We start from the raw sequence: 20,934 nt of genomic DNA on the forward strand, positions 1-20,934 counted from the left end.
CCGCAACCTTCAACGAAAGAGACGAACCCACATGGAAATCGGCGCCTACAGCTTTGGCGATACCCAGCGCAACACCGACGGAACCCTGCGTTCCACGACCGAGGCCATTGCGAACCTCTTCGAAGCGATCAAGCACGCCGATGCGCAGGGCCTGGACTACTTCGGGGTCGGCGAGCACCACACCGCCACGATGCCCGCGTCCTCGCCCGGTGCCATGATCGCAGCCGCGGCGGCAGCCACCGGGCAGATCACCCTGGGCAGCGCCGCGAGCATCATCGGCACCGACGACCCGGTGCGCATCTTCCAGCAATTCGCCATCGCCGATGCGATTTCCGGCGGCGGGCGCGTGGAAATCACCGCCGGGCGCGGCTCCTCCGTGGAGACCTTCCCGCTCTTCGGACACAGCCTGGAGGAATATGACGAGCTCTACGCCGAAAAGCTCGACCTGCTCATGACCATCAACAACGCGACCACCGAGAACGTCACCTGGTCCGGCACCGTGCGCCCGGCGCTCGACAACCTGGCCGTGGTGCCGCGCCCGGCCTCCGGCAAGCTGCCGATCTGGCTGGCCACCGGCGGCAACGCCAGCTCCTCGGCCCGTGCCGGGCAGCTTGGCCTGCCGGTCTCCTACGGCATCATCGGCGGGGCCCCGCACCGCTTTGCCCCGCTGGCCGAGCTTTACCGCCGCTCCGGCGCGGCCGCGGGCCACGCACCCGAGACCCTGAAGGTCTCCGTCGGCGCGCTGGGCTTCGTGGCGCCGACCAAGAAGGAGGCGCTGGAGCGCTTCTACCCCGGCTGGCACAACCTCAACGTGGAAATGGGGCAGCTGCGCGGCTGGCCGGCGCCGGACAAGCGGGCCTATCTGGCGCAGGCCGACGCCCCGGGTGCCTACTACGTCGGTGCCCCGGACGAGGTCGCCGAGCGCATCGCCCACCTGCACGGGCACCTGGGCCACATGCGCCACTTCCTGCAGATGGACCTGGGCGGCATCCCGCAGGAACACCTGCTCGAATCGATCACGCTGCTGGCCACCGAGGTCAAGCCGCGCGTGGCGCGATTGCTCGCCCAGAAGTAGCAGCAACTCCACGTGCGGGACCGGGCTCCGGTCCCGCACGTCGTGGTGCCCGGGGCCTTGGTCCGGGTTTCTCCCGGTTCGGCCCCGTGGCACCCGGCTGGGTGGACCCGGCCGGGTTGGCCCAGTTGAGGGTAGAACCGGGTGCCGGTCTTTGCTTGGATGGATACGTGGTCACACACCAGCAGGCAAACGCATCTCGCGGACGCCTGGGCAGATCTTGGGGGATAGCCTGCCCGCTCGCGGAGACGCGGTCTTGCCCTTCGTATCGAGGCAGGCGCTTGCCCGTTGGGAAAAAGACCACCTGCGCATGGGCGTAGGCGCCAGGGCGCATCGAAACCCCGGCCCCGGGTGACTGGTGCCGGGGAAGGCCCGGGCTCATCCCCGGGTGGACATCGATGCGGCCTGTTGCCGATGACGACCAACGCCGCGGCCGGCGCGGGGTGCCGGGCTACTTGGGGGTAGCGGGCACCCCGCGTTCCGGAAACTGCATGCGACGCCGACCGGAGACTAGGTTCTGCGCCGCAGGTGCACGGCCGCCTCGGCGGTCTGCTCCAGGGTGAGCCCGTCTCCCGGATCGACCATCGCCAGGAAGAGCGACAGCGCGGCGGTCCCCAGCAGTGACGTCCGTTGTTCGTGGTTGAGCAACGGCTCATCCACGCCCGAGATCAGGCGCAGACCCAGGCCCTCCGCCATGGCCTGCAGCAGGATCGAGAATTCCTCCATGCCCACCCCGGGCCGGAACTCGAACCCGTAGTGCTCGAAGACGCCGGTATACAGCGACATCCACACCTTTGAGAGGTTCTTGTACATGCGCGCCAGCGCCTGCGCTGAGGCCGAATCGGCCTGTGCCGTGGCCACGGCCAGCAACTGGAACCGGTAGGCGGGCAACTCGAGCACGAGTTTGAGATCCTCGTAGGCGATGCGGTGGACGGCCGCGGCGAAATCCTCGCCCGCCGTCAACAGCTCCCTCCCATGCCGCGACAGTGCGATCTGCAGGCTCCAGTGCTTGTCGGCCAGGGCGTAGGACACGAAGTCAGCCAAGAAATCGCCGTGGGTGCTCCAGCGGTGGCGCATCATGTTCTCGCTGAGGGGGAAATCGTCGCCGCAATTGCTCCGGGCCTTGGCCAGGACCTTCCGGCGGGAGAGATATGACATCACCGGACGCGCGTCTTCCTCATCGTTGTCCAGAAGCTGCTCGGAGAACGCCGGGGTGAACAACTCAGTGGTCAGGCCCAGGGCTGCGTCAAGAAAGGCGCGGGTCTCGCGGCCGTTGGCCAGGCGCCTGCGAGTCTGTGCGCTGCGTCCGGAGATGTTCGTGACGATCTTGGCGTCGTAAAGATCCAGGCCTGCTCCCAAGTGGACCTCGGCGGGCAGGTTCAGCGGTTCTTGTTGCTGTGGACTCATCATCGCCTCCCCCGTAAGGCTCTAAAAGTTCAGGACATGCCTGCCCCCAACGTACCCCACCGATGCCCGCCCGGTGCAGGTGCGGTTCCATAACGATATGGGCCCTGAGCGATTCCGCGGGGCCGGCGGTCAGTTTGCCGGGCGCGGAATGCAGGGCCGGATGCGGCAAAAGCTCTCCGGGCCGGCGGGGGAGTGGGCCGGCGCTTTTTGGCCGACGGGCTTCCCCGCGCCGAACTGGAGCTGGCCAAATCGCTGGGAACGGCGACCGGAGTCATCATCGCGGTGTAGCGGCCGGCATGCCAGGAATTCGAGGAAACCGCAGAACCCGGGGGCAGCGCGTTTCTTGTGGGGTAGAGGTTAAATGCGGGTGGTGCCGCCCAGGAATACGGACGGCACCACCCGAGGGCAGAAGATTGTTAGCTCTGCGAAGCGAGCACGAAGGCGGAATCGATGTTGATGGTGACCTTGTCGCCAACCAGCACGCCGCCGGCCTCGAGGGCGGCGTTCCAGGTGATGCCGAATTCCTTGCGGGAGATCTGCGTGGTGGCGGAGAATCCGGCGCGGGTGGCACCGAACGGGTCAACGGCCACGCCGCCGAAATCGACCTTGAAGGTCACAGGCTTGGTGGTTTCCTTGATGGTCAGTTCGCCCTTGAGTTCGAACTCTTCCGGGGAGCCTGCAACGCCGGTGGACACGAAGGTCATTTCCGGAAACTGCTCAACGTTGAAGAAGTCTGCGCCCTTGACGTGGGCGTCGCGGTTGTTGTCGTTCGAGTCGAAGGACTCGGTCTTGACGATTGCTTCGACCTTTGAGGATGCGATCGAATCGCCCACGGTCAGGGTGCCGGTGACGTCGGTGAATGCGCCGCGGACCTTGGAGATGCCTGCGTGGCGAACGGTGAAGCCAACTTCGCTGTGCGAGGTGTCGAGGTTCCAGGTGCCGGGGATGATTTCAATGCTCATGGGGGAGACTCTTTCTGTCGGAAGCCGGTGCAACTGACCGGATTGCATGTGTATGCATATAAATATGCCACACGATGGTTGACGTGTCAACCATTTCTTTCGGACGGTGAAACATTTCTTAATCTGCCGGATGACAGTTGCGGCCCGGGCAACCCTGGGTTGATGGGCGGTGAACATCCTGCGCACATGTCAGAGGTTGGTGAGGCGAGGGGTGTTCCCTGCCGCTTGGGCGATCGGGGACCGGGGGTATTTGGTTTCATTGGCCCGAGGCTTCACATGCGCCCGGGCTGGGGGCCTTCCGGCATAAGCTGGCTTCGAGATATCCAGCGATTGCAGTGAGAAGAGAGAGACCAAATGACACAGATTGTTCCAGTTCGCCATCTTTTCGGGCCGGGCCCGTGCAACCCCTACCCGGAAGCCACCGCCGCACTCGGCCTGCCGCTGCTGGGCCACCTTGACCCGGCATTCATTGCCCGCATGGATCGCACCTGCGATGGCCTGCGCACCCTGTGGGGAACCGAGAATTCCCGTACCCTGCCACTCAGTGCCACCGGTTCGGCCGGCATGGAAGCCGCGTTCGTGAACACCGTCAAGGCGGGCGACGTTGCTGTCATTGCCGTCAACGGGCTCTTTGGTGAGCGCATGTGCGAGGTCGCCTCGCGTGCCGGCGCCGAAGTGGTCCGCGTGGACCACGAGTACGGCACCCCGGTCGACGCCCAGCGTGTCGCCGATGCGCACCCGAATCCGACGGTCATTGCCGCAGTGCACGCCGAGACCAGCACCGGTGTCATCTCCGACATGGCAGCGCTTGGCGCCATCAAGGGCGATGCGCTGTTGATCATGGATGCCGTTACCTCGATCGGAGGGATGCCGGTGAAGGTCGATGAGTGGGGCGTGGACGTCGCCTATGCCGGAACACAGAAGTGCATCGGGGTGGCCCCGGGCCTGGCCCCGTTCACCATTTCCGAGCGCGCGTTCGAGCGCCGCGTGCAGAAACCGCAGTCCTGGTACCTGGATCTTGGATTGCTCGGCGGATACACCACCGGAGGTGCCGGCGGCGGGCGCACCTACCACCACACCGCGCCGGTGGGAATGGTGGCCTCACTGGAAGCCGGCATCGACCGGATCCTGGCCGAAGGCATTGAAGCGGTCACCGCCCGCCACCAGGCCGCCGGCCAGGCATTGCAGGACGGGCTTGAAGAGATGGGCCTGACGCTCTTCGCCGCCGAGGGCCACCGTCTTCCACAGCTGACAACCGTGTATGTCCCGGAGGGAGTGGACTCGGCCAAGGTCCGTAGCTACCTGCTGGAGCGATTCAACATCGAGATCGGCGGCGGCGTGGGCAAGTACGCCAGCACCGTGTGGCGCATCGGGCTCATGGGCCCGAACGCCAACCCAACCTCTGTCGCGCTGATCCTTGCCGCGCTGAAGGAAGCCATCGCCAAGGCGTAGCGCTGATCAACAATTGCTTGCCCGCTGCCCGTTCCGATTCCGGGGCGGGCAGCGGACTTTGCGCTAGTACTGCCGGTGGCGCACTCGCTGGCAATGCCCAATGACCTTGTGGGCGTCGCAGGATCTAATGGAGTCCAGCGATTGGCACGGGCGCCGGAGGATCTGGCTGACGTTGCTGAGTACATCATCCTGGTCGTTGCTGCCCAGAATCCGCAACTCGCGCAACATCAAGTCCTTCTCCGCCCGGCTTGCCGTGTGCGTCGGCCTGTCCAGCAGCATGGTTTCTTCAAGGATCTCGTATTGGTCAGGCATTTCCCCTCTGCCTTTCCCGCCCCCAAGGCGGTAGTGCTCCGGCCCTATGGCCGTACTCTCAGTAGAGCACGGGGCTAGGACATTTTGGCGTACAGGAGCGCCGGAAATTCAGGCAATTTTCCTCCGGAAACGTTCCTCGCCGACTCCACGCGCCGTTTCCACGCGCCGCTTGCCGAAGCAGCCAGCCGGGGAGGCTGGAAAGGTTCGGAGACGCAACGCCCTGGCCTTGGGAGCACCGCAAGCTGACTTGGTATTTTATGCGATGCTGCGGCACGGATAGGGATATTCGGCGGAATCTCGAAAACATGCGTCCCGATCCATTGCGTCGGAACTCCGGGCGGAGTAATCTACAACCAAATGGTTGTATATGAACTGAGCGAATCCGAGATCGACCGCATCTTCCAGGCCATGGCGGATGCAACCCGGCGCGACATCATCAAGCAAGCAATGCTCCGGGAACAATCGGTCTCCGAACTGGCGAGGCGCTATGCGATGAGCTTCGCTGCCGTGCAAAAGCATGTGGCCGTGCTCGAGCGGGCCTCGCTGGTTATCAAGCAACGACGCGGGCGGGAGCAAATCGTGCAAGCCAATCCCGAATCTCTGCGCCGTGCAGCGCGGCTGCTGGAAGCCTACGAAGACATCTGGCGCGAGCGGGCAAACCTCATTGGGGAGATACTCTCCAACCAACCCGAAGGAACGGAACCATGAGTGTCATCAGCACCCACAAGGACACGGAAAACCTCACCCTGACATTCGTCGCGGAATTTCCCGCCGACATCGATCGGGTCTGGCAAATCTGGGAAGACCCGCGCCAACTCGAACGCTGGTGGGGCCCTCCCACCTGGCCGGCAACGTTCGTGCGCCACGAAATGGTCCCCGGCGGGGAGTCCCGGTACTACATGACCGGACCCGACGGGGACAAAGCCCGTGGCTGGTGGAAGATCATCGCGCTGGATGGCCCCAGGAGCTTTGAATTCGAGGACGGATTCGCCGGGGACGACGGGGAACCCAGCGGATTCCTCGGCAGCACCCGCTGCGTGGTGACCCTGGAGCAAAACGGCGGGACCACCCGGATGACAACGGTTTCCTCGTTCGAGAGCGCCGAGCAGCTCGAAGAAATGGTCAAGATGGGCATGGAGGAAGGCGTGGGCCTGGCCATGGGACAGATCGACGCGTTGCTCGCCGCATAGGCAAGTTCGCGGGCGGGCGGGTCCGGCAACGAAATGATCCGCCCGCCTCCGGGCAAGGACACAGCGTGTTGGCATGTCGTGGCAGGCCATGGGCCATCGCCAAGCCCCCGGCTCCGGCGTACCGTGGAGATACCACGCCGCCTGAATCGGATCGAAAATCATGAAACCCGCTGTGCTCAAGAAATGGATACCTGCCGTGCTGGCGCCCGCGGTCATTGCGGCCTTCGCCATCGGAGCCTCGATCTCTGCCGACGCGCAGGTGCAGCTCGAGCCCAAGACGCCGCAACAGGTCCTGCAGATGATCGCCGGCTCCAAGGTCACCGACTTCTCCGGAAGCACGAGCACAACCCTGGACCTCGGGATTCCCCAGCTGCCGGATCTGGGAAGCAACGGCACGATGGCGACCCCGGGCCCCGGGGCTTCCGCCTCGCCCGATTCGACCACGGCTCCTGACGAAGCCAACCTGATGGACATGCTCGCGGCACTCTCCGGCACACATGAGGCCCAGGTCTACGTCGACGGACCCAACAAGGCACGGATCCAGGTGCTCGACGGCATGGATGAACAGAATTTCATCCGCAACGGTTCCTCGCTGTGGCATTACGACTCCTCAAACAACACCGCCGACCACATGGTGGTTCCCGGGTTCCCCCACATGATTGCGCCGAAGCATTCGACAATGCCGCCGACACCCGGAGCCGTGGCAGATACGCTCCTGGCAGCCATGGGGCCAAGCACCGACATGAGCGTGGCCGACGGGACCAGGATTGCCAACCGCGATGTCTACACCCTCGAATTGGTCCCGCGCAGCGTAGACTCCCTGGTTGCGAAGGTGAGCATCGGGGTCGATGCGGCCACCGGGGCGCCGCTGCAGGTCGTGGTGGACGCCGTGGGCCAAACGAACCCCGCGGTATCCGTGGGATTCACGACCTTCACCCCGGGCACTCCGGCGGCCAACATCTTTGAGTTCAACCCTCCGGCGGGGGCCAAGGTGAACGAACACAAGGTCCCGCCGCAGGCGCTTAAGCACAATCCCGGCCACAAGCCCGACGCCGCCAATCCAGGCAACAAGTTGGGCCACAAACCCGGCAAGGCCAAGCCGGGCAAGCAACCGGGCCACCGACTCGATGCAGCCAAGCCCGGCCACAAGAACGCGATGCAGGTCCCGGATTCCATCAAGGGCACCGGGTGGGACACCGTGGTCGTGGTCCCGGCCAAGGAAGTCCCCAAGGAGTTGTCCGGCAACGCCATGCTGAACCAGCTGGCAACCCCGGTTCAGGGCGGAAAGTTGTTGCACACCTCGCTGCTCAACGTCCTGCTCACCCAGGACGGACGCATGGTCCTCGGCCCGGTCTCGCTGGCTCGGCTGCAGGCCGTGGCCAACGGCCAGTGACCGGGGTGCCGGACACCGGCGACCTCGCCATCCACACCACGGGCCTGGGCAAGAGCTTCGGAAAACGCCGCGCGGTCAACAACCTGGATTTGGCCGTGCCGCGTGGTTCGGTCTTCGGGTTCCTGGGACCCAACGGCTCCGGGAAGACCACCACCATCCGCATGCTGCTGGGCCTGTCAACCCCCAGCAGCGGAACCATGTCCCTGCTCTCCCAACCCATGCCCGCGGCCGCCGGCCAGGTGCTGCCGAAGGTGGGTGCCCTGGTCGAGGGCCCGGCCTTCCACCTTTTCCTCAGCGGACGGGCCAACCTCACCCGCCTCGATTCGGCCGATTCCACCGCCGACCGCTCCACCCGGACCCGCCGCGTGGATGCGGCACTGGAGAAGGTCGGGCTGGGCAAGGCCGCGAAGCTTCCGGTGCATGCCTACTCGCTGGGGATGAAGCAGCGCCTGGGGATCGCCAATGCGCTGTTGCGTGAACGCGAGCTGTTGGTGCTCGATGAGCCGACCAACGGACTGGACCCGCAGGGGACCCGCGAGGTCAGGCACCTGATCAGTGCCCTGGCCACGGAGGGGACCACGGTTTTCGTCTCCAGCCACCTGCTCTCCGAGATCGAGCAGATGTGCAGCCATGTGGCGGTGATGAGCGTGGGGAACCTGGTGGCCCAGGGAACCCTGGAGCAGTTGCGGGCACAGGGCAGGCGCGGGGTGAAGGTGGCGACGCCGGACACGTCCGTGGCCATGGCGGTGTTGGCCCGGCTGGGCCTGGACCCGCACGTCGAGCCGGTGCCCGGCGGGGAGGACGGGATGGTGGGAGCGGTCCTGGGCCCGGAGGCCACGGAGCCCGAGCATCTGGTCGAGGGGCTCGTGGCGGCCGGGGTGCGCGTGCGCGGATTCACGGTCCAGCCCGCGAGCCTGGAGGAACGCTTCGTGGCGCTGACCGGGGAGGGATTCGACCTTGTCCAATAGGGGATTGCTGGCCAACGAAGTCATCCTGCTGTACCGGCGCCGCCGCACCTGGGCGATGCTGCTGGCTCTGGGCGCGGTGCCGGTGCTCATCGCCGTCGCGGTTCGCCTGACCTCGGGACCGCCCACCGGGCGCGGGCCTGCATTCCTGGACCGGGTGGCCGGGAACGGGTTGTTCGTCGCGATCACCGGGCTGCTGGTGTGCATCCCGCTCTTCCTGCCGCTGACCGTGGCCGTGGTTGCCGGGGACACCATCGCCGGGGAAGCCGGGAGCGGCACGCTGCGCTACCTGCTCACCGCCCCGGTCTCGCGACCGCGCCTGCTGCTGGTCAAGTTCACCGTCGCGGCGCTCTTCTGCCTCTCGGCCACCGTCATGGTCGCCCTGTGCGGGCTGGGCATCGGATCCTTGCTCTTTCCCGTGGGGCCGGTGACGCTGCTCTCCGGAACCACCATCTCCGCGCCTGCGGCCCTGCTGCGCGTGGGGTTGATCGCGCTGTATGTGGCGGTGTCGTTGATCGGCCTTGCAGCCGTGGGCCTGTTCATCTCCACGCTGACCGACGTGCCGGTCGGCGCCATGGCAGCCATCGCGGTGCTCGCCGTGGCCGCGCAGATCCTGGGCCAGCTGCCGCAGCTTGACTGGCTGCATCCATGGTTGTTCACCCACCATTGGCTCGGCTTCGCCGACCTGTTGCGCGATCCGATCCGCTGGACCGAATTCGGGCAGAACGCACTGCTGCAGGGCGGATACCTGCTGGTCTTCGGGGCCCTGGCCTACGGCAGGTTCGCCAGCAAGGACGTGCTCTCCTGACACTGGTGCCCGCGCCACCGGCACGCAAGAATGGGGGAATGGACATCGCGACCTGGCTGCTCGACTCCGATCCCTCGCTCCGCTGGCAGGTCATGCGCGACCTGTTGGACAGGCCCGAGCCGGAAGTGGCCCGGGAACGGGCCCGCGTCGCGCTCGAGGGGCACGGCGCACAGTTGCTGGCACTGCAGGATGCACGCGGCTACTGGAACAACGACGAATACGGCGAGGACCAGGACCGCCGCTCCGTGTTTTGGTCGCTCGCGCTGCTGCGCCGCCTCGGTGCCGACCCCGCAGACCCCGGCGTGCGCACCGCGGTGGAGAGGGTGCATGAATCGGTCATCTGGAAGTACTGGGACAACCTGCCCTTCTTCCACGGCGAGGAAGAACCCTGCATCAACGGCGGCGTGCTCTCCCAGGGAGCCTACTTCGGGAAAACCGGCGAGGGCTCCGAGCGCATCACCGCCCGGCTGCTCGCCGAACAGCTCCCCGACGGCGGGTGGAACTGCGAGGCACCGGACAAATCGAAAGTGTCGTCATTCGACACCACGCTGTGCGTGCTGGAAGGACTGCTCGAACACGAACGCGCGGTGGGCGAGGTTCCGGCCGCGCTCGCCGAGGCCAGGACCCGCGGCGAGGAGTACCTGCTGAAGCGCTCGGGTTTCAAGCGGCTGAGCACCGGGGAGGTGGCCAACGGGCGCTACTTGAACTTCTCCTTCCCGCCGTACTGGTTCTACGACGTGCTGCGCGCCCTGGACTATTTCCGGGATGCGGGCGGAACCTTCGACGCGCGGCTTGAACCCGCCATTGAGTCGCTGGCCTCCCGGCGCGGTGCGGACGGGCGTTGGGCGGCCGGGGTCACCTGGCCCGGGGATGTCTACCTGGATGTCGATGCGCCCGAAAGCGAACCGAGCCGCTGGAACACCCTGCGCGCGTTGCGGGTGCTGCGCTGGTCCGGGGTGGAAACGCAATCCCAGGACGTGGGCTGAACCAGTTCGGGACGGACGCTTGAAGTTTGCCACCGGTTAACGTCACGCTGGGGAAGCGTTGGGTCTGGTGCGACAACGTGGAGACCACGTGGGTGTTGGGGCGCCCTGGCCACGCCTGCTCAACGAACCGAAGGACATCCACGACATGCCTAAAAAGCCCATGCCCACCACCGCCGCACTCTGCCTTGCCCTTGGCCTGCTCGCCGGGCTCGTTGTCCCGAGCACGGCACAGGCCACCGGCACCCCCGATCGACAAGGACCGCCCGTGCACGCGGCACCGGAAAAAGCCATCGACCGGTACCCGACGACCATCGATTCCGGCTCCTGGGACGCCGGGCACATCCAGGGCATCGCCATCGATGAAAAGGGCGGCTTCGTCTACCACTCGTTCACCAACATGCTTGTGAAGACCGATCTGGATGGCAACATCGTGGGAACCGTCGAGGGCTTCACCGGCCACCTGGGCGACCTGGACTTCAACACCCAGGACGGCCGCGTCTACGGTTCGCTCGAGTACAAGGCCGCCGAGTCCTTCTACATGGCAATCTTCGACGTCGAGAAGATCACCGAGATCGGCATGGATGCGGAGGATTCGGGCATCGTCACGGCCGTCTATCTGGAGGAAGTCGTCGAGGACTTCACGGCGGACCTGGACGGCAACGGGATCTTTGATGGAGACACCGCCAACACCGCCGACCACCGCTACGGATCCAGCGGCATCGACGGGGTTTCCTTCGGGCCGGCCTTCGGTGCCGCCAACGGCAAGCAGCAATTGATGGTCGCCTACGGGATCTACCGGAACAACCAGCGCGAGGACAACAACCACCAGGTCATTCTGCAGTACGACGTTTCCCGCTGGGGCAAGTTCGAACGACCGCTGACCCAGCAGGATCCGCACTCCTCGGGACCGGCCGAGGTGGATGGAAAGTTTTTCGTGCACACCGGAAACACCAACTTCGGTGTCCAGAACCTCGCCTACGACGAGGCCAGCAAGAACTGGTATCTCGGTGTCTACCGCGGTTCCAAGCCCGGCTACCCAAACCGCACCCTGTACGTCGTGGACGGCACCGCAACCCCGACCGAGGGGGCGCTCAACGGGCAGCCGGGGAATGAAAGCGGGCTTCTGCTGTCGTTGGTCCAGACCGGGATTCCCGATGAGTCCACCGGCATCTTTGGCTGGGAGTTCAAGTCGGATGTCGGCATCGAGCCGGTCGGCCACGGCTACTTCTACGTCGCGCGGGACTTCGACGACTATTCCAGCGGGCACAAGCAGGAAGCTGCAACCCTGGAGCTGTATCGGTGGACCGGTGCCGGCAGTGCCGGATTCGAGCGCGTGGTCCGCTGACGACGCCGGGCAACTCAACAGAAGGCCGGGGAGCGCATCTTGCGCGTTCCGGCCTTCGCGTATCACCGCAAGGGGTCACAATCGGTGCGCGCCTATCGCATTCATTGCTGTCACCCGATGTTTCGGTGAATCGGAGGCCAGCAACCCGAAGTAAGAAGTGACCACCCGCGCAATAGTGGCTATGGTTTGGCTATTGGTTGGAATAGTTGAAGCTTTGGGGAAATCGTGAGCTGGAGTAATGAATCGGTGCCGTTGAAACGGCGGAAGAACGTGCGTTGGATTTGGTTGGGGATTGCCGTTGCAGTCCTGATCCTGTTTGGCATCGCCGGGGCGCTACCGGGGTTGATGATGTTTGCCGGAATCATTGCCCTGATCCTTGGCATTGTGGCATTGCTGGCCAACGGCATCAAATGGGCAAGGATCCCGAATCGAAAGTTCGGGGCCGGGGTCGCCGGTGCGGCGCTGGTCCTCACGATTGCAGGCGGTGCATTGAGCGGCACCGAGGGGACTGCCGGCCCGGAGGAATTACTCGAGGAATCTGCGGTAGCCGAGACACTCCAGGCGGACCTCGCGAGCTTCATCGGCAAGTCCTGCGAATTCGACTACCAGGTCATGACCCAGGGCGATGACAACAATTATTGCGACGAGGATTCAATCGGCGCCCTTATCTGGGTCGACCAAGAGACCCATGATCGTGCCGAAGCCGACCTGGCGGTAGCCCGCGAAGCCGAAACCAAGAAGAAATTGGAGGAGGCAGCGGCGGCCAAGGCGAAGGAAGCCGAGCAGGCCAAGACAGCGGAAGCTGCGGAAACGGCCAAGGCCAAGGAGGCAGCCGACGCCGAGAAGGCGAAAACGGCGGCAGCGGCCAAGGCCAAGGAAGCCGCCGAGACTAGGAAGGCGAAAGCGGCGGCAGCGACGAAGACCAAGGAAGCCGCCGACGCTAAGAAGGCGAAAGCGGCGGCAGCCGCAAAGGCCCAGAATGCGGCCGACGCCAAGGCCGCCCTGGCCGCAGAAAAGGCCCGTAAGAAGAATGCCGAAGCTGAGGTTCGGAAGAGTCCCTCCAACACCTATTACAAGAACTGCACCGCGGTGAGGAACGCCGGAGCTGCCCCGATCTTTAGGGGTGAACCGGGATACAGCCGCAAACTGGATCGCGACGGCGACGGCGTCGCGTGTGAGTAACAACGAAGCTTTGACACCGGATGGTTCCACGACGAGGAGGAACCCGAAACCCAGCATCAGGACCGGATCTGCCGTCCTTCTTTCGGGGATGGCTCTGGCTCTCGGCTTGGTGTTGGTATCTTGCACGGGAACTGGCATCGATGCCACAGCTGTTGCTGCGCCGGTCATCTGGTCGGAGGCTCCAACTGCGGAACCCTTGGTTGTTTGGTCGGAGGCACCGGTACCGGAGGCAACAACAAGCGTTGCCGTGCCCGAGCCCGAACCGTCAGCCGAAGAGACCCAGGTACCGGCCGAGCCGTCGCAGGAATCTGCACCAACTTCTGCGGCGCCGCGCTCATCTCCCGACAACGAAAACTCCAGCCAAGCCAAGGCCGGCACGACGCTGCACCAACTTGCGGGCATCCAGGTCAAGGGTCGGGCACCGAAGACCGGTTACGAGCGAAGCTTGTTCGGCAGCGGTTGGAAGGATCCTGACCGCAACGGTTGCGATGCACGCAACGACATGCTGCGTCGTGACCTGACAAGGATCGAGGCGAAGCCGGGAACCAACGGTTGCGTCATCACCAGCGGAGTGCTCGCAGACCCGTTCACCGGAAAGCGCATCGATTTCGTGCGCGGCCAGGGGACCAGCACCGAGGTCCAAATCGACCACGTCGTGGCGCTGTCCGATGCCTGGCAAAAGGGTGCGCAAAAGATGACCGAAGAGCAGCGGGTGGCCTTTGCCAACGATCCGCTGAACCTCTTGGCGGTTGATGGTCCGTCAAATGCCTCCAAGGGCGATTCGGATGCGGCCACGTGGTTGCCGCCGAACAAGTCGTTCCGTTGTCCCTACGTGGCACGTCAGACGGCGGTCAAGGCCAAACACGGATTATGGATGACCAAGTCCGAGCAGGAAGGGATCAAGCGGATCCTCACCTCGCAATGCCCAAACCAGGCGATCCCCGCGGGTTAGCGGGCCCTCCAGCAAGAGCTCGGATCCGGCTTGTCACAAATGATGTCGTGCAAGGCTATGCGAGACGATGGAAGGACCATTTCCCCTGTCCGGGTGTTGACAGGGGAAATCACGTCCGTCAACCACCTGGAGTACTGATGAAACCGGTCCATTCACTGTTTGCCGCGGGCCTCCTGGCCATCTCCCTGTTGACGGGATGCAGCTCACCGACGGATGGGCAGACCCCGTCGGCCCCTGCCACGGACGGAACCGCCACGTCGGCTGCCGGCACCCAGGCTCCCGCCGACGCGTCACCGGCACGCGTGGTCCAGGTGGACACCGGGACCGTCATTGCCACCCAGGAATACACGGTTCCCGGGACCAAGGACAAGGTCACCGTTGGCCTGCAGTCCCTGGTCGTGGACGAAAAAACCATGGTCCTTCAATTGGTGCTGACACCTGATTTCACCTCGGTCAGCGACTCCTCCGACATCTCGGTCTTCAAGATGTTTGGGGAGACCTCGCCCCGGCCCAAGCTGGTCGACCGGGACAACCTCAAGGAATACTCGCTGATTTCCGCCCCCGGCCTGAACTGGTCGGCGGATTCGGTGTATACCAAGACCACCAACCACGAGCCCGTTATCTGGTGGGGCGTCTATGCGGCTCCCCAGGACAACAACGAGACCTTTGACGTGCGTGTGGCAGATGCGTTGGCTGAGTTCACCGATGTCCCGGTGACCCGATGACCGCCACCCCTCGACGTATCGCGGCGGTCGCGCTGCTTGCCGCGGTGCTCGGGCTGCAGCTGGTGCCTGCCCAGGCCGCAGGCACAGGCCCGCAAGACCTGCCCGAGCCCACGGGCGAGATGCTGGACAAGTCCGTCAGGGCATGGGATCCAGCCGGCAGCGTCCGGATCTGGGACCTGTCCGGCTCCGTGAAGGACGTCGACGAGGTGAAGACCAAGGGCAAGGAGACGACCATCAGCTTGTCCACCGACATCCTGTTCACCCCGGACAGCTCCACGCTGCCGGACAGCGTTTCGGCCAAGGTGGAAGCGCTGGTGGCCAAGGTGCCCCGGGGCGCAAGCGTGAAGGTCAACGGGCACACCGACTCGGTCAAGGGCACCATCGACAACAAGGTCCTGTCCACCGACCGGGCCAAGGCGGTTGCCGCCGTCCTGAAGAAGGTGCGCCCGGACCTGGAGCTGAAGGTCAAGGGGCTGGCCGCCACCGAACCCGCTGTGCGCGAGGACGCCGACGACCCTTCGAGCTTCGCTGCCAACCGCCGCGTGGAAATCATCTTCGCAAACTGATCCCGGGACCCTGCCCGAAAGCTGTTGCCAACGACGCGGACCGGTGCCACGGTGGAGATATCCGAACCGTGTCACCGGAGGCGCACCATGGGCAACAACCATCATGAGGATGAACGCTACAAGAAGTTCTATGACCGCCCGCCGCACGGCGAAGTGCCCAAGGACCAGCGCGTCAAGGAAGCGAAGGAAGGCGGGAACGAGCCGGTGGAGGACGGTTCGGACGCGAGTGCGACCCCGGACCCGTCCCGGCCCTAGAAAGCGCTCGAATTCCCGGTCCGTCCGGTGACTTTGCGAGGGGCCGGAAGTACAATTTGCCCATGAACGCCGCGGCCCTGATCCTGGCAATCCTGGAGGGAATCCTCCTGCTGGGCATCGGCACGCTCGAGGCGTTTTTCTTCCGCAAGCCCCAGCTGTACCCGATCTTCCTGATCCGGCCCGAGGACCACCGTGCCGTGCGGTTGTGGACGGTGAATGTCGGCTGGTACAACATCTGCAGCGGGCTGGCGATCGCGGTGGGACTGGTCCTGGCCGCCACTGCTTCGGCCGACAGCGGCCTTGCCGTGGTGCTGACCATCTGCGCAATGCAGGTGGTGCTCGGGGTGGTGCTGGTGATGACCGAGGCCAAGCTGTGGCGCGGGGCCGTGGGCCAGGCGCTCTTGCCGCTGGCCGTGATTCTCGCCGCGGTACTGCTCAACTGATCAGTCCGGCCAAGCACAATTGGTCCGCGGCCCTACTTGAAGTGGGGGTGAGCTTGCTTTGCCTTGGCGATGACTCTTCGTGATGCAGGTTGCGCCACGGCCGTGGCGTCGGGGCCAGACTCGAATGATTCCCCAGATCAGTCCTCAGGCGCGTAAGCGTTTCCCGGCCCTCGCCGCGAATCCGTCCAAGGCAGCGATCATTTCGGGGGCTACCCATACCTTGTGGCCCTTGATGTGGCGGCTCGGACGAAGTGCTCCGATCGATTCCAGCACCTCTAAATTGCGGTAGGCGGAGCTGGGCGACTGGCCCGTAAGTTCGGACAACATGCGGGCGGTGAGGGCCGGCTCGCGAACCATGAGATCTATGGTCCGTTGCAAGCTTTCGCTGGGATTGTGCGGCAAGGCGGCGTAGATTCCGGCCCGGGCGTCTTGGATGTCTTCGGCAAGCTTGCGCCCGTTGTCGGTGGCAGCGAACGTCGATTCGGCGAACATCTCCGTGATTGGACCGGGATCGCCATTCCGGTAGGACCCCAATGCATCAAAATAGGACGTGGTGTTGGCCAGCAAGCCGGATGACACCGGGATGGTCACCTTTTCGGTTACGCCTTTGTTTCGGAGCAGCGCACCAACCAATGCGCGGCCCGTTCTTCCGTTTCCGTCAGGGAACGGGTGGATCGTCTCGAACTGGGCGTGGGCAATGGAAGCCTGCAGCAGTGCGGGGATATTGTCCCGGTGCATGAAAGCGACCAGATCGTCCATGGCCTTTTCAACTGCTTCGTGGCGGGGAGGAACAAAGAGTGCGGAGTGCGGAGAGCTTCCACCAATCCACACCGCGTCGGCTCGCAACTTCCCGGCAATGCTCGGATGGGACGCTTGTAAAAGCGTTTGGTGCATGGCCAGGATGTTGGGGAGATTGATTTCATCGGACAGGTCGATGGCTGCTCTCATCGCGGCGACGTTGGATGCGATCAGCGAAGCGATGGCGCTGGAGCAGTCACCCAGTTGCGCCAGGGCAATACGCTTGGCTCCGGCCGTGAGGTTCTCGATCTCCGAGCTGGCCGCCGACTCGCTGCGGAGCAAGAGTGCGGCAAAGGGGGCTGCGTCGTCGCCCAGGTCGCGATCGAAGCGAACCATGTCGATCGTAGCTACTTCGGCCAGTGCGGATACGTGGCCTTCCACCAGCGGAATTGCATCCGCGATCGGCGGAACAACGGCGGCCAGATAGGGGCCGCGCGCGCGGAGCCTTTGCCGACGAGATTGGCTGACATCTGGCTCGGCCGTCCAGGCGACCTCCTCGTAGCCAATGCTTGGCCATGCGCCGCCAGGTACGGAAGCTCCCGGCTCCGGTCGGAGGCCACGGGGGAATTTTCCACCGATGGCCGGCCCTTCGGCTTTGCGTGGCTGATCCATCAAGCCTCCTTGGGAATGAATTTCTCCTGTATCACCAAGATAAGCAGTGTCTGGTGATACAGCTTCGTTGAAATCCCATGATTGTCCATTTCTGAGAAAATGGCTGTAACCCACCCCCACGGTACTTCCCGGGTCTGAAGTCGAATCTTCATGGTCTTCGCCCCTCGTCGAGTCGCCCCTAGACTCGATCAGCCCGGTGCCCTTGGTGCCGAGGTCGGACGAGACGGTGGCGCGCACCAGGCACCCGTCGGCGACAGGCATGGACGGTCCGCTTCGAACCCGTATGGGCGTCGGCGGCCGCGGCCCGCTGGTGGCCGACCCAAGGCATTGCCGCCGCAGGAAGGCTACCCGTGCAGTGCCCTGTACGCCTCCGCGGCCGCCGGGTGCAGCGGGATGTCCGCGGTGTTGATCAGCGAATCGGCGCTGAGGAACTGCACCCCGACGCTGGAGCGCGGGATCAGCTCGTCGGCATGGCCCACCAGCAGGTTGACAGTGGCCTTGGCGGTGTCGGCATCCAGGTCCGCGCGGCACAGCAGCAGGTTGGCGACCCCGACGGTCCACACCGCCTCCATGCCCGCGTAGCTTCCGGCCGGGACCAGCACCTTGTCGTAGAAGGCTCCGTACCTTTGGCGAAGCCCCGGCAGCAGCGCGGAGAGATCCAGCAGCGCGAAGCCGGTTTCGGCGTGCGCCTTCGCGATGGCCGCGGTGGGCACCCCGCCGGACCAGAACAGCGCATCGACCGTGCCGGCGGACAGCGCGGCGATTCCGTCGTTGAGTCCCAGGCTGCGCACCGTGGTGGCGTCGGAGGGCTTGGTGCTTGAGGCCGGGGCCGAGACGAGCCCGGCGACCTCGAAGAGCCGCGGGGTGATCAGCGAGGTGCCCGAGCCCGGCCGGCCCACGGCCACGGTGCGCCCGGCCAGGTCGGCCAGGGAGGAGATGCCGCTGTCCTTGCGCACCACCGCGTGGACGTAGTTCTCATACACCTTGCCCAGCGCGGCGATGCGCCCCGGGGTCTGGCTTTGCGGCCCGCCCTCCAACGACGCGGCATCGGCGAGGGCCACCGCGAGGGTCGCCTCGCCGCGCAGCAGCGTGCGCACGTTGTCGAGGCTGCCGCCGGTGGACAGCACGGTGGCGGACTCGGAGACCCGGTGCCGTTGCAGGGAGTCGGCCAGCAGCGTGGCGAATTCCAGGTAGAAGCCGCCGGGTTCCCCGCCGGCCACCACGATGGGGCCCGCGTGCGAACCGGTGGTGCAGGAGGCCAGCGCCGGGGCCAGGACGCCTGCGGCCGCGGTGGCCAACACGGCGCGCAGCAGCGTGCGCCGCGACAGCGGGGCGTGGAAGCGCGGATTGGTGCTCATCGGCTGTCCTCCCGTTCCGGGCCGGGGACAACGGCATCGAACACGATCCGGGCGCGCAGCCCGTGCGGCTTGTTGCTGCCCAGGACCAGGTGGCCGCCGTTGGCTGTCGCGAGCTTGTCCACGATGGTCATGCCCATCCCGGTGCCGCGGATAGAGGCGTGCTCCGGGGCGCGCCAGAAGCGGGTGGTGGCCGCGGCCAGCTGCGCCGGGGCCAGCCCCGGTCCGGCGTCGGCGATCTCGAGGATGATCCGCGAGCCCACCTGGAGCACCTCGGCGGTGATCTCGGTGCCCGGGGCGTACTTGATGGCGTTGTTCAGCAGTTCGCCGAGCATCTGGGCCAGCTCGATGCGGTTGCAGTCGATCTCGATGCCCGGGTCCTGTTCCGGGGCCAGGGTGATGGTGTTGCCGGCCTTGCCTGCGGCGGGGCGGGCGCGGTCGACCTCCTCGGCCAGGACCACGAGGGCGTTGACCCCGGAGGGGACCAGGGTCTCCAGTTCGCCGGGCGCCGTGCCGGCCGAATCCTCGATCACGCGGTGCTCGGCCACCGCGAGGCGCAGCACCGAGTCCAGGATCTCCTCGACGCGTTCGAGCTCGGCCAGCACCCCGGCCCCGGCTTCCCGCTCGTCCTTGTTCTTGAGCTTGAGCAGCAACAAGTCCACGCGCAGGCGCAGCGCCCCGACGGGGTTGCGCAGGTGGTGGGAGGTGTCGGCGATGAGCTGGCGCTGGGACTCGATGACCTCCCCGAGCGTTGCGGCCATTGCGGTGAAGGAACGGGAAAGCTCGCGAAGTTCCGGCGGCCCGGCCTCCGGGAGCCGGGAGGTCCGCCCGGTGTCCTTGAGCTCGCGAACCGCCGCGCCCAGGCGCTGCACCGGGCGCAGCACCCAGCCGGTGACCCGTCCGGCGAGCAGCAACAGCAACGTGGCCAGTGCGATGGCGGCAACGCCGGTGGCCAGCCAGCGGGCGCGCAGCTTGGCCCGCGCCGCGTCGAGGTTCACCTCCATCACCGCCTCGCCCAGCACCTGGCTGGCGGACCCGAAGGACCGGGAGATCACCTCGGTGCCGGAGCCAAAGGGAGTGACGGGGTCCAGCGCGGTGTCGGAGAGGTTCAGCGAGGCCCGGCCCAGCGCGTCGCGCACATCGGGCCGTTCGGGGTCCAGTCCGCCGGAGACCAGCGTGCCCGATTGCAGGCGCACCACCAGTCCCTCGTCGTAGAGCCCGGAGTAGGTGTCCATGTCCCGCTGCAGCACCGTGGTGTCGGAATCGGTCGCCGCATCGAAGGCGACCTGGGCGATCCGGTTCAGCGAGGCGGCACGGTTGATCTGCAACGCGGAGGTCAGTTCGCGGCCCGCGGAGGAGAGGATCACGTTGGAGACGATCAGCACCAGCAGCAGCGCCAGCACGCTGAGCACGCCCAGGACACGAAGCTTCACCGCGGGTCGGCTTCGATCCGGTACCCGACGCCGCGGACGTTGACGATGAAGCCGGGCAGCGCCAGCTTGGAGCGCAGCCCGGTCAGGTGCACATCCAGCGAGCGCGAGGAGGCCAGGAACGCGTCTCCCCACAGCGTGTCCAGGATCTGTTCGCGGGTCACCACAGACCCGGCGTTCTTCGCCAGCAGGGCCAGCAGGTCGAACTCGGTAGGCGTCAGGGCGAGTTCCGCGCCATTGACCTGGACCACGCGCCGGTCCGTATCCAGTGCCAGTTCCCCGAGGCGGATCAGGGAGTCCCTTCGCCCGGAAGCGGGCATCGCGCGCCGGGTGACGGCCTCGATGCGGGCGAGCAGTTCCACGAGCTTGACCGGCTTGATCAGGTAGTCGTCGGCGCCCGAGCGCAGCCCGAGGACCACGGAGCGTTCATCGTCGCGGGCGGTGAGGATCAGGATGGGGACGTCGGTGACCTGGCGCAGCTTGCGCAGCACCTCGAGCCCGTCCATGTCCGGCAGCCCCAGATCCAGCAGGATCACGTCGAAGTCCCGGTGCCGCAGCAACGCGTCGGTTCCGCGGGCCACGCGCACGGCACCGTGCCCGGTGGAGGACACCGCCGCGGTGAGTGCCGCGGCCATGGAGTCGTCATCCTCAACGATGAGTACGTCCATGGACAGGTTCCTTAGCTTTGTGGATTGTGTCGTAAAAAAGTTGTTGTCCACTGCCG

Annotated in this window: 22 protein-coding genes; 15 read left to right on the forward strand and 7 right to left on the reverse strand. The window is 65.5% G+C overall.

The features are described from left to right. The first annotated feature begins 31 nt into the window (after window positions 1-31). Window positions 32-1,075 (forward strand): LLM class flavin-dependent oxidoreductase, encoded by a 1,044-nt coding sequence (locus tag JOF46_RS05555; RefSeq protein WP_209906407.1) that lies wholly within the window; start codon window positions 32-34, stop codon window positions 1,073-1,075. A gap of 507 nt (window positions 1,076-1,582) precedes the next feature. Here the strand turns inward: JOF46_RS05555 and JOF46_RS05560 are convergent. Together JOF46_RS05560 and JOF46_RS05565 are read right to left on the reverse strand one after the other, a co-directional pair. Next, complete coding sequence (locus tag JOF46_RS05560; RefSeq protein ID WP_245348021.1) at window positions 1,583-2,479, reverse strand: hypothetical protein; 897 nt, start codon at window positions 2,477-2,479, stop codon at window positions 1,583-1,585. Between the two features lie 416 nt (window positions 2,480-2,895). Further along, window positions 2,896-3,441 (reverse strand): YceI family protein, encoded by a 546-nt coding sequence (locus JOF46_RS05565; protein WP_209906408.1) that lies wholly within the window; start codon window positions 3,439-3,441, stop codon window positions 2,896-2,898. Window positions 3,442-3,795: 354 nt separating this feature from the next. On the opposite strand from JOF46_RS05565, the gene JOF46_RS05570 reads away from it, so the two are divergent. Then, a complete protein-coding gene (locus JOF46_RS05570; RefSeq protein ID WP_209906409.1) occupies window positions 3,796-4,893 on the forward strand; it encodes a pyridoxal-phosphate-dependent aminotransferase family protein in 1,098 nt (365 codons plus the stop codon). A gap of 63 nt (window positions 4,894-4,956) precedes the next feature. On the opposite strand, the gene JOF46_RS05575 is transcribed toward JOF46_RS05570, so the two are convergent. Then, on the reverse strand, window positions 4,957-5,205 hold the full coding sequence (locus tag JOF46_RS05575; RefSeq protein WP_209906410.1) for a hypothetical protein: 249 nt from the start codon (window positions 5,203-5,205) through the stop codon (window positions 4,957-4,959). 357 nt (window positions 5,206-5,562) lie between these two features. Between JOF46_RS05575 and JOF46_RS05580 the strand changes: the two genes are divergently transcribed. From JOF46_RS05580 to JOF46_RS05640, 13 genes are all read left to right on the forward strand, one after another. Next, window positions 5,563-5,913, forward strand: coding sequence for an ArsR/SmtB family transcription factor (locus tag JOF46_RS05580; protein ID WP_209906411.1), 351 nt, complete (start codon window positions 5,563-5,565; stop codon window positions 5,911-5,913). After that, a complete protein-coding gene (locus JOF46_RS05585; RefSeq protein ID WP_209906412.1) occupies window positions 5,910-6,395 on the forward strand; it encodes an SRPBCC family protein in 486 nt (161 codons plus the stop codon). Before JOF46_RS05580 ends, JOF46_RS05585 begins: the two co-directional genes overlap by 4 nt. A 160-nt stretch (window positions 6,396-6,555) precedes the next feature. Continuing rightward, window positions 6,556-7,788, forward strand: a complete 1,233-nt coding sequence (locus JOF46_RS05590; RefSeq protein ID WP_209906413.1) for a LolA family protein — start codon at window positions 6,556-6,558, stop codon at window positions 7,786-7,788. Further along, window positions 7,785-8,756 (forward strand): ABC transporter ATP-binding protein, encoded by a 972-nt coding sequence (locus JOF46_RS05595; protein ID WP_209906414.1) that lies wholly within the window; start codon window positions 7,785-7,787, stop codon window positions 8,754-8,756. The genes JOF46_RS05590 and JOF46_RS05595 overlap by 4 nt, the downstream gene beginning before the upstream one ends. Beyond that, on the forward strand, window positions 8,746-9,561 hold the full coding sequence (locus JOF46_RS05600; protein ID WP_281070092.1) for an ABC transporter permease: 816 nt from the start codon (window positions 8,746-8,748) through the stop codon (window positions 9,559-9,561). Before JOF46_RS05595 ends, JOF46_RS05600 begins: the two co-directional genes overlap by 11 nt. 38 nt (window positions 9,562-9,599) lie before the next feature. After that, window positions 9,600-10,547 (forward strand): hypothetical protein, encoded by a 948-nt coding sequence (locus JOF46_RS05605; RefSeq protein WP_209906415.1) that lies wholly within the window; start codon window positions 9,600-9,602, stop codon window positions 10,545-10,547. A 145-nt stretch (window positions 10,548-10,692) separates the two neighbouring features. Next, window positions 10,693-11,892, forward strand: coding sequence for a hypothetical protein (locus tag JOF46_RS05610; protein ID WP_209906416.1), 1,200 nt, complete (start codon window positions 10,693-10,695; stop codon window positions 11,890-11,892). A 246-nt stretch (window positions 11,893-12,138) separates the two neighbouring features. Further along, window positions 12,139-13,074 carry an excalibur calcium-binding domain-containing protein gene (locus tag JOF46_RS22145; RefSeq protein WP_342592374.1) on the forward strand — a complete coding sequence of 312 codons (936 nt, stop codon included), beginning with the start codon at window positions 12,139-12,141 and terminating at the stop codon, window positions 13,072-13,074. After that, window positions 13,067-14,026, forward strand: a complete 960-nt coding sequence (locus JOF46_RS05620; protein WP_342592375.1) for an HNH endonuclease family protein — start codon at window positions 13,067-13,069, stop codon at window positions 14,024-14,026. Before JOF46_RS22145 ends, JOF46_RS05620 begins: the two co-directional genes overlap by 8 nt. Window positions 14,027-14,163: 137 nt before the next feature. Continuing rightward, a complete protein-coding gene (locus JOF46_RS05625; RefSeq protein ID WP_209906417.1) occupies window positions 14,164-14,751 on the forward strand; it encodes a hypothetical protein in 588 nt (195 codons plus the stop codon). Beyond that, complete coding sequence (locus JOF46_RS05630) at window positions 14,748-15,317, forward strand: OmpA family protein (protein WP_209906418.1); 570 nt, start codon at window positions 14,748-14,750, stop codon at window positions 15,315-15,317. The genes JOF46_RS05625 and JOF46_RS05630 overlap by 4 nt, the downstream gene beginning before the upstream one ends. 87 nt (window positions 15,318-15,404) lie before the next feature. Next, complete coding sequence (locus JOF46_RS05635; RefSeq protein ID WP_209906419.1) at window positions 15,405-15,572, forward strand: hypothetical protein; 168 nt, start codon at window positions 15,405-15,407, stop codon at window positions 15,570-15,572. Between the two features lie 62 nt (window positions 15,573-15,634). After that, window positions 15,635-16,015, forward strand: coding sequence for a DUF1304 family protein (locus JOF46_RS05640; protein WP_209906420.1), 381 nt, complete (start codon window positions 15,635-15,637; stop codon window positions 16,013-16,015). A gap of 144 nt (window positions 16,016-16,159) precedes the next feature. Here the strand turns inward: JOF46_RS05640 and JOF46_RS05645 are convergent, their stop codons facing one another. The 4 genes from JOF46_RS05645 to JOF46_RS05660 all read right to left on the reverse strand — a co-directional run bounded on the left by JOF46_RS05645 (window position 16,160) and on the right by JOF46_RS05660 (window position 20,878). After that, the gene (locus JOF46_RS05645; RefSeq protein WP_245348022.1) at window positions 16,160-17,686 is read right to left on the reverse strand and encodes a Fic family protein; all 1,527 of its coding nucleotides are present in this window, start codon (window positions 17,684-17,686) and stop codon (window positions 16,160-16,162) included. A gap of 83 nt (window positions 17,687-17,769) precedes the next feature. Beyond that, window positions 17,770-18,783 carry a TAXI family TRAP transporter solute-binding subunit gene (locus JOF46_RS05650; RefSeq protein WP_209906421.1) on the reverse strand — a complete coding sequence of 338 codons (1,014 nt, stop codon included), beginning with the start codon at window positions 18,781-18,783 and terminating at the stop codon, window positions 17,770-17,772. Beyond that, complete coding sequence (locus tag JOF46_RS05655) at window positions 18,780-20,213, reverse strand: sensor histidine kinase (RefSeq protein WP_209906422.1); 1,434 nt, start codon at window positions 20,211-20,213, stop codon at window positions 18,780-18,782. The genes JOF46_RS05650 and JOF46_RS05655 overlap by 4 nt, the downstream gene beginning before the upstream one ends. Then, on the reverse strand, window positions 20,210-20,878 hold the full coding sequence (locus tag JOF46_RS05660) for a response regulator transcription factor (protein WP_209906423.1): 669 nt from the start codon (window positions 20,876-20,878) through the stop codon (window positions 20,210-20,212). Before JOF46_RS05660 ends, JOF46_RS05655 begins: the two co-directional genes overlap by 4 nt. Window positions 20,879-20,934: the final 56 nt, after the last annotated feature.

This window comes from Paeniglutamicibacter psychrophenolicus (genome assembly GCF_017876575.1).
Classification (GTDB): Bacteria; Actinomycetota; Actinomycetes; order Actinomycetales; family Micrococcaceae; genus Paeniglutamicibacter; species Paeniglutamicibacter psychrophenolicus.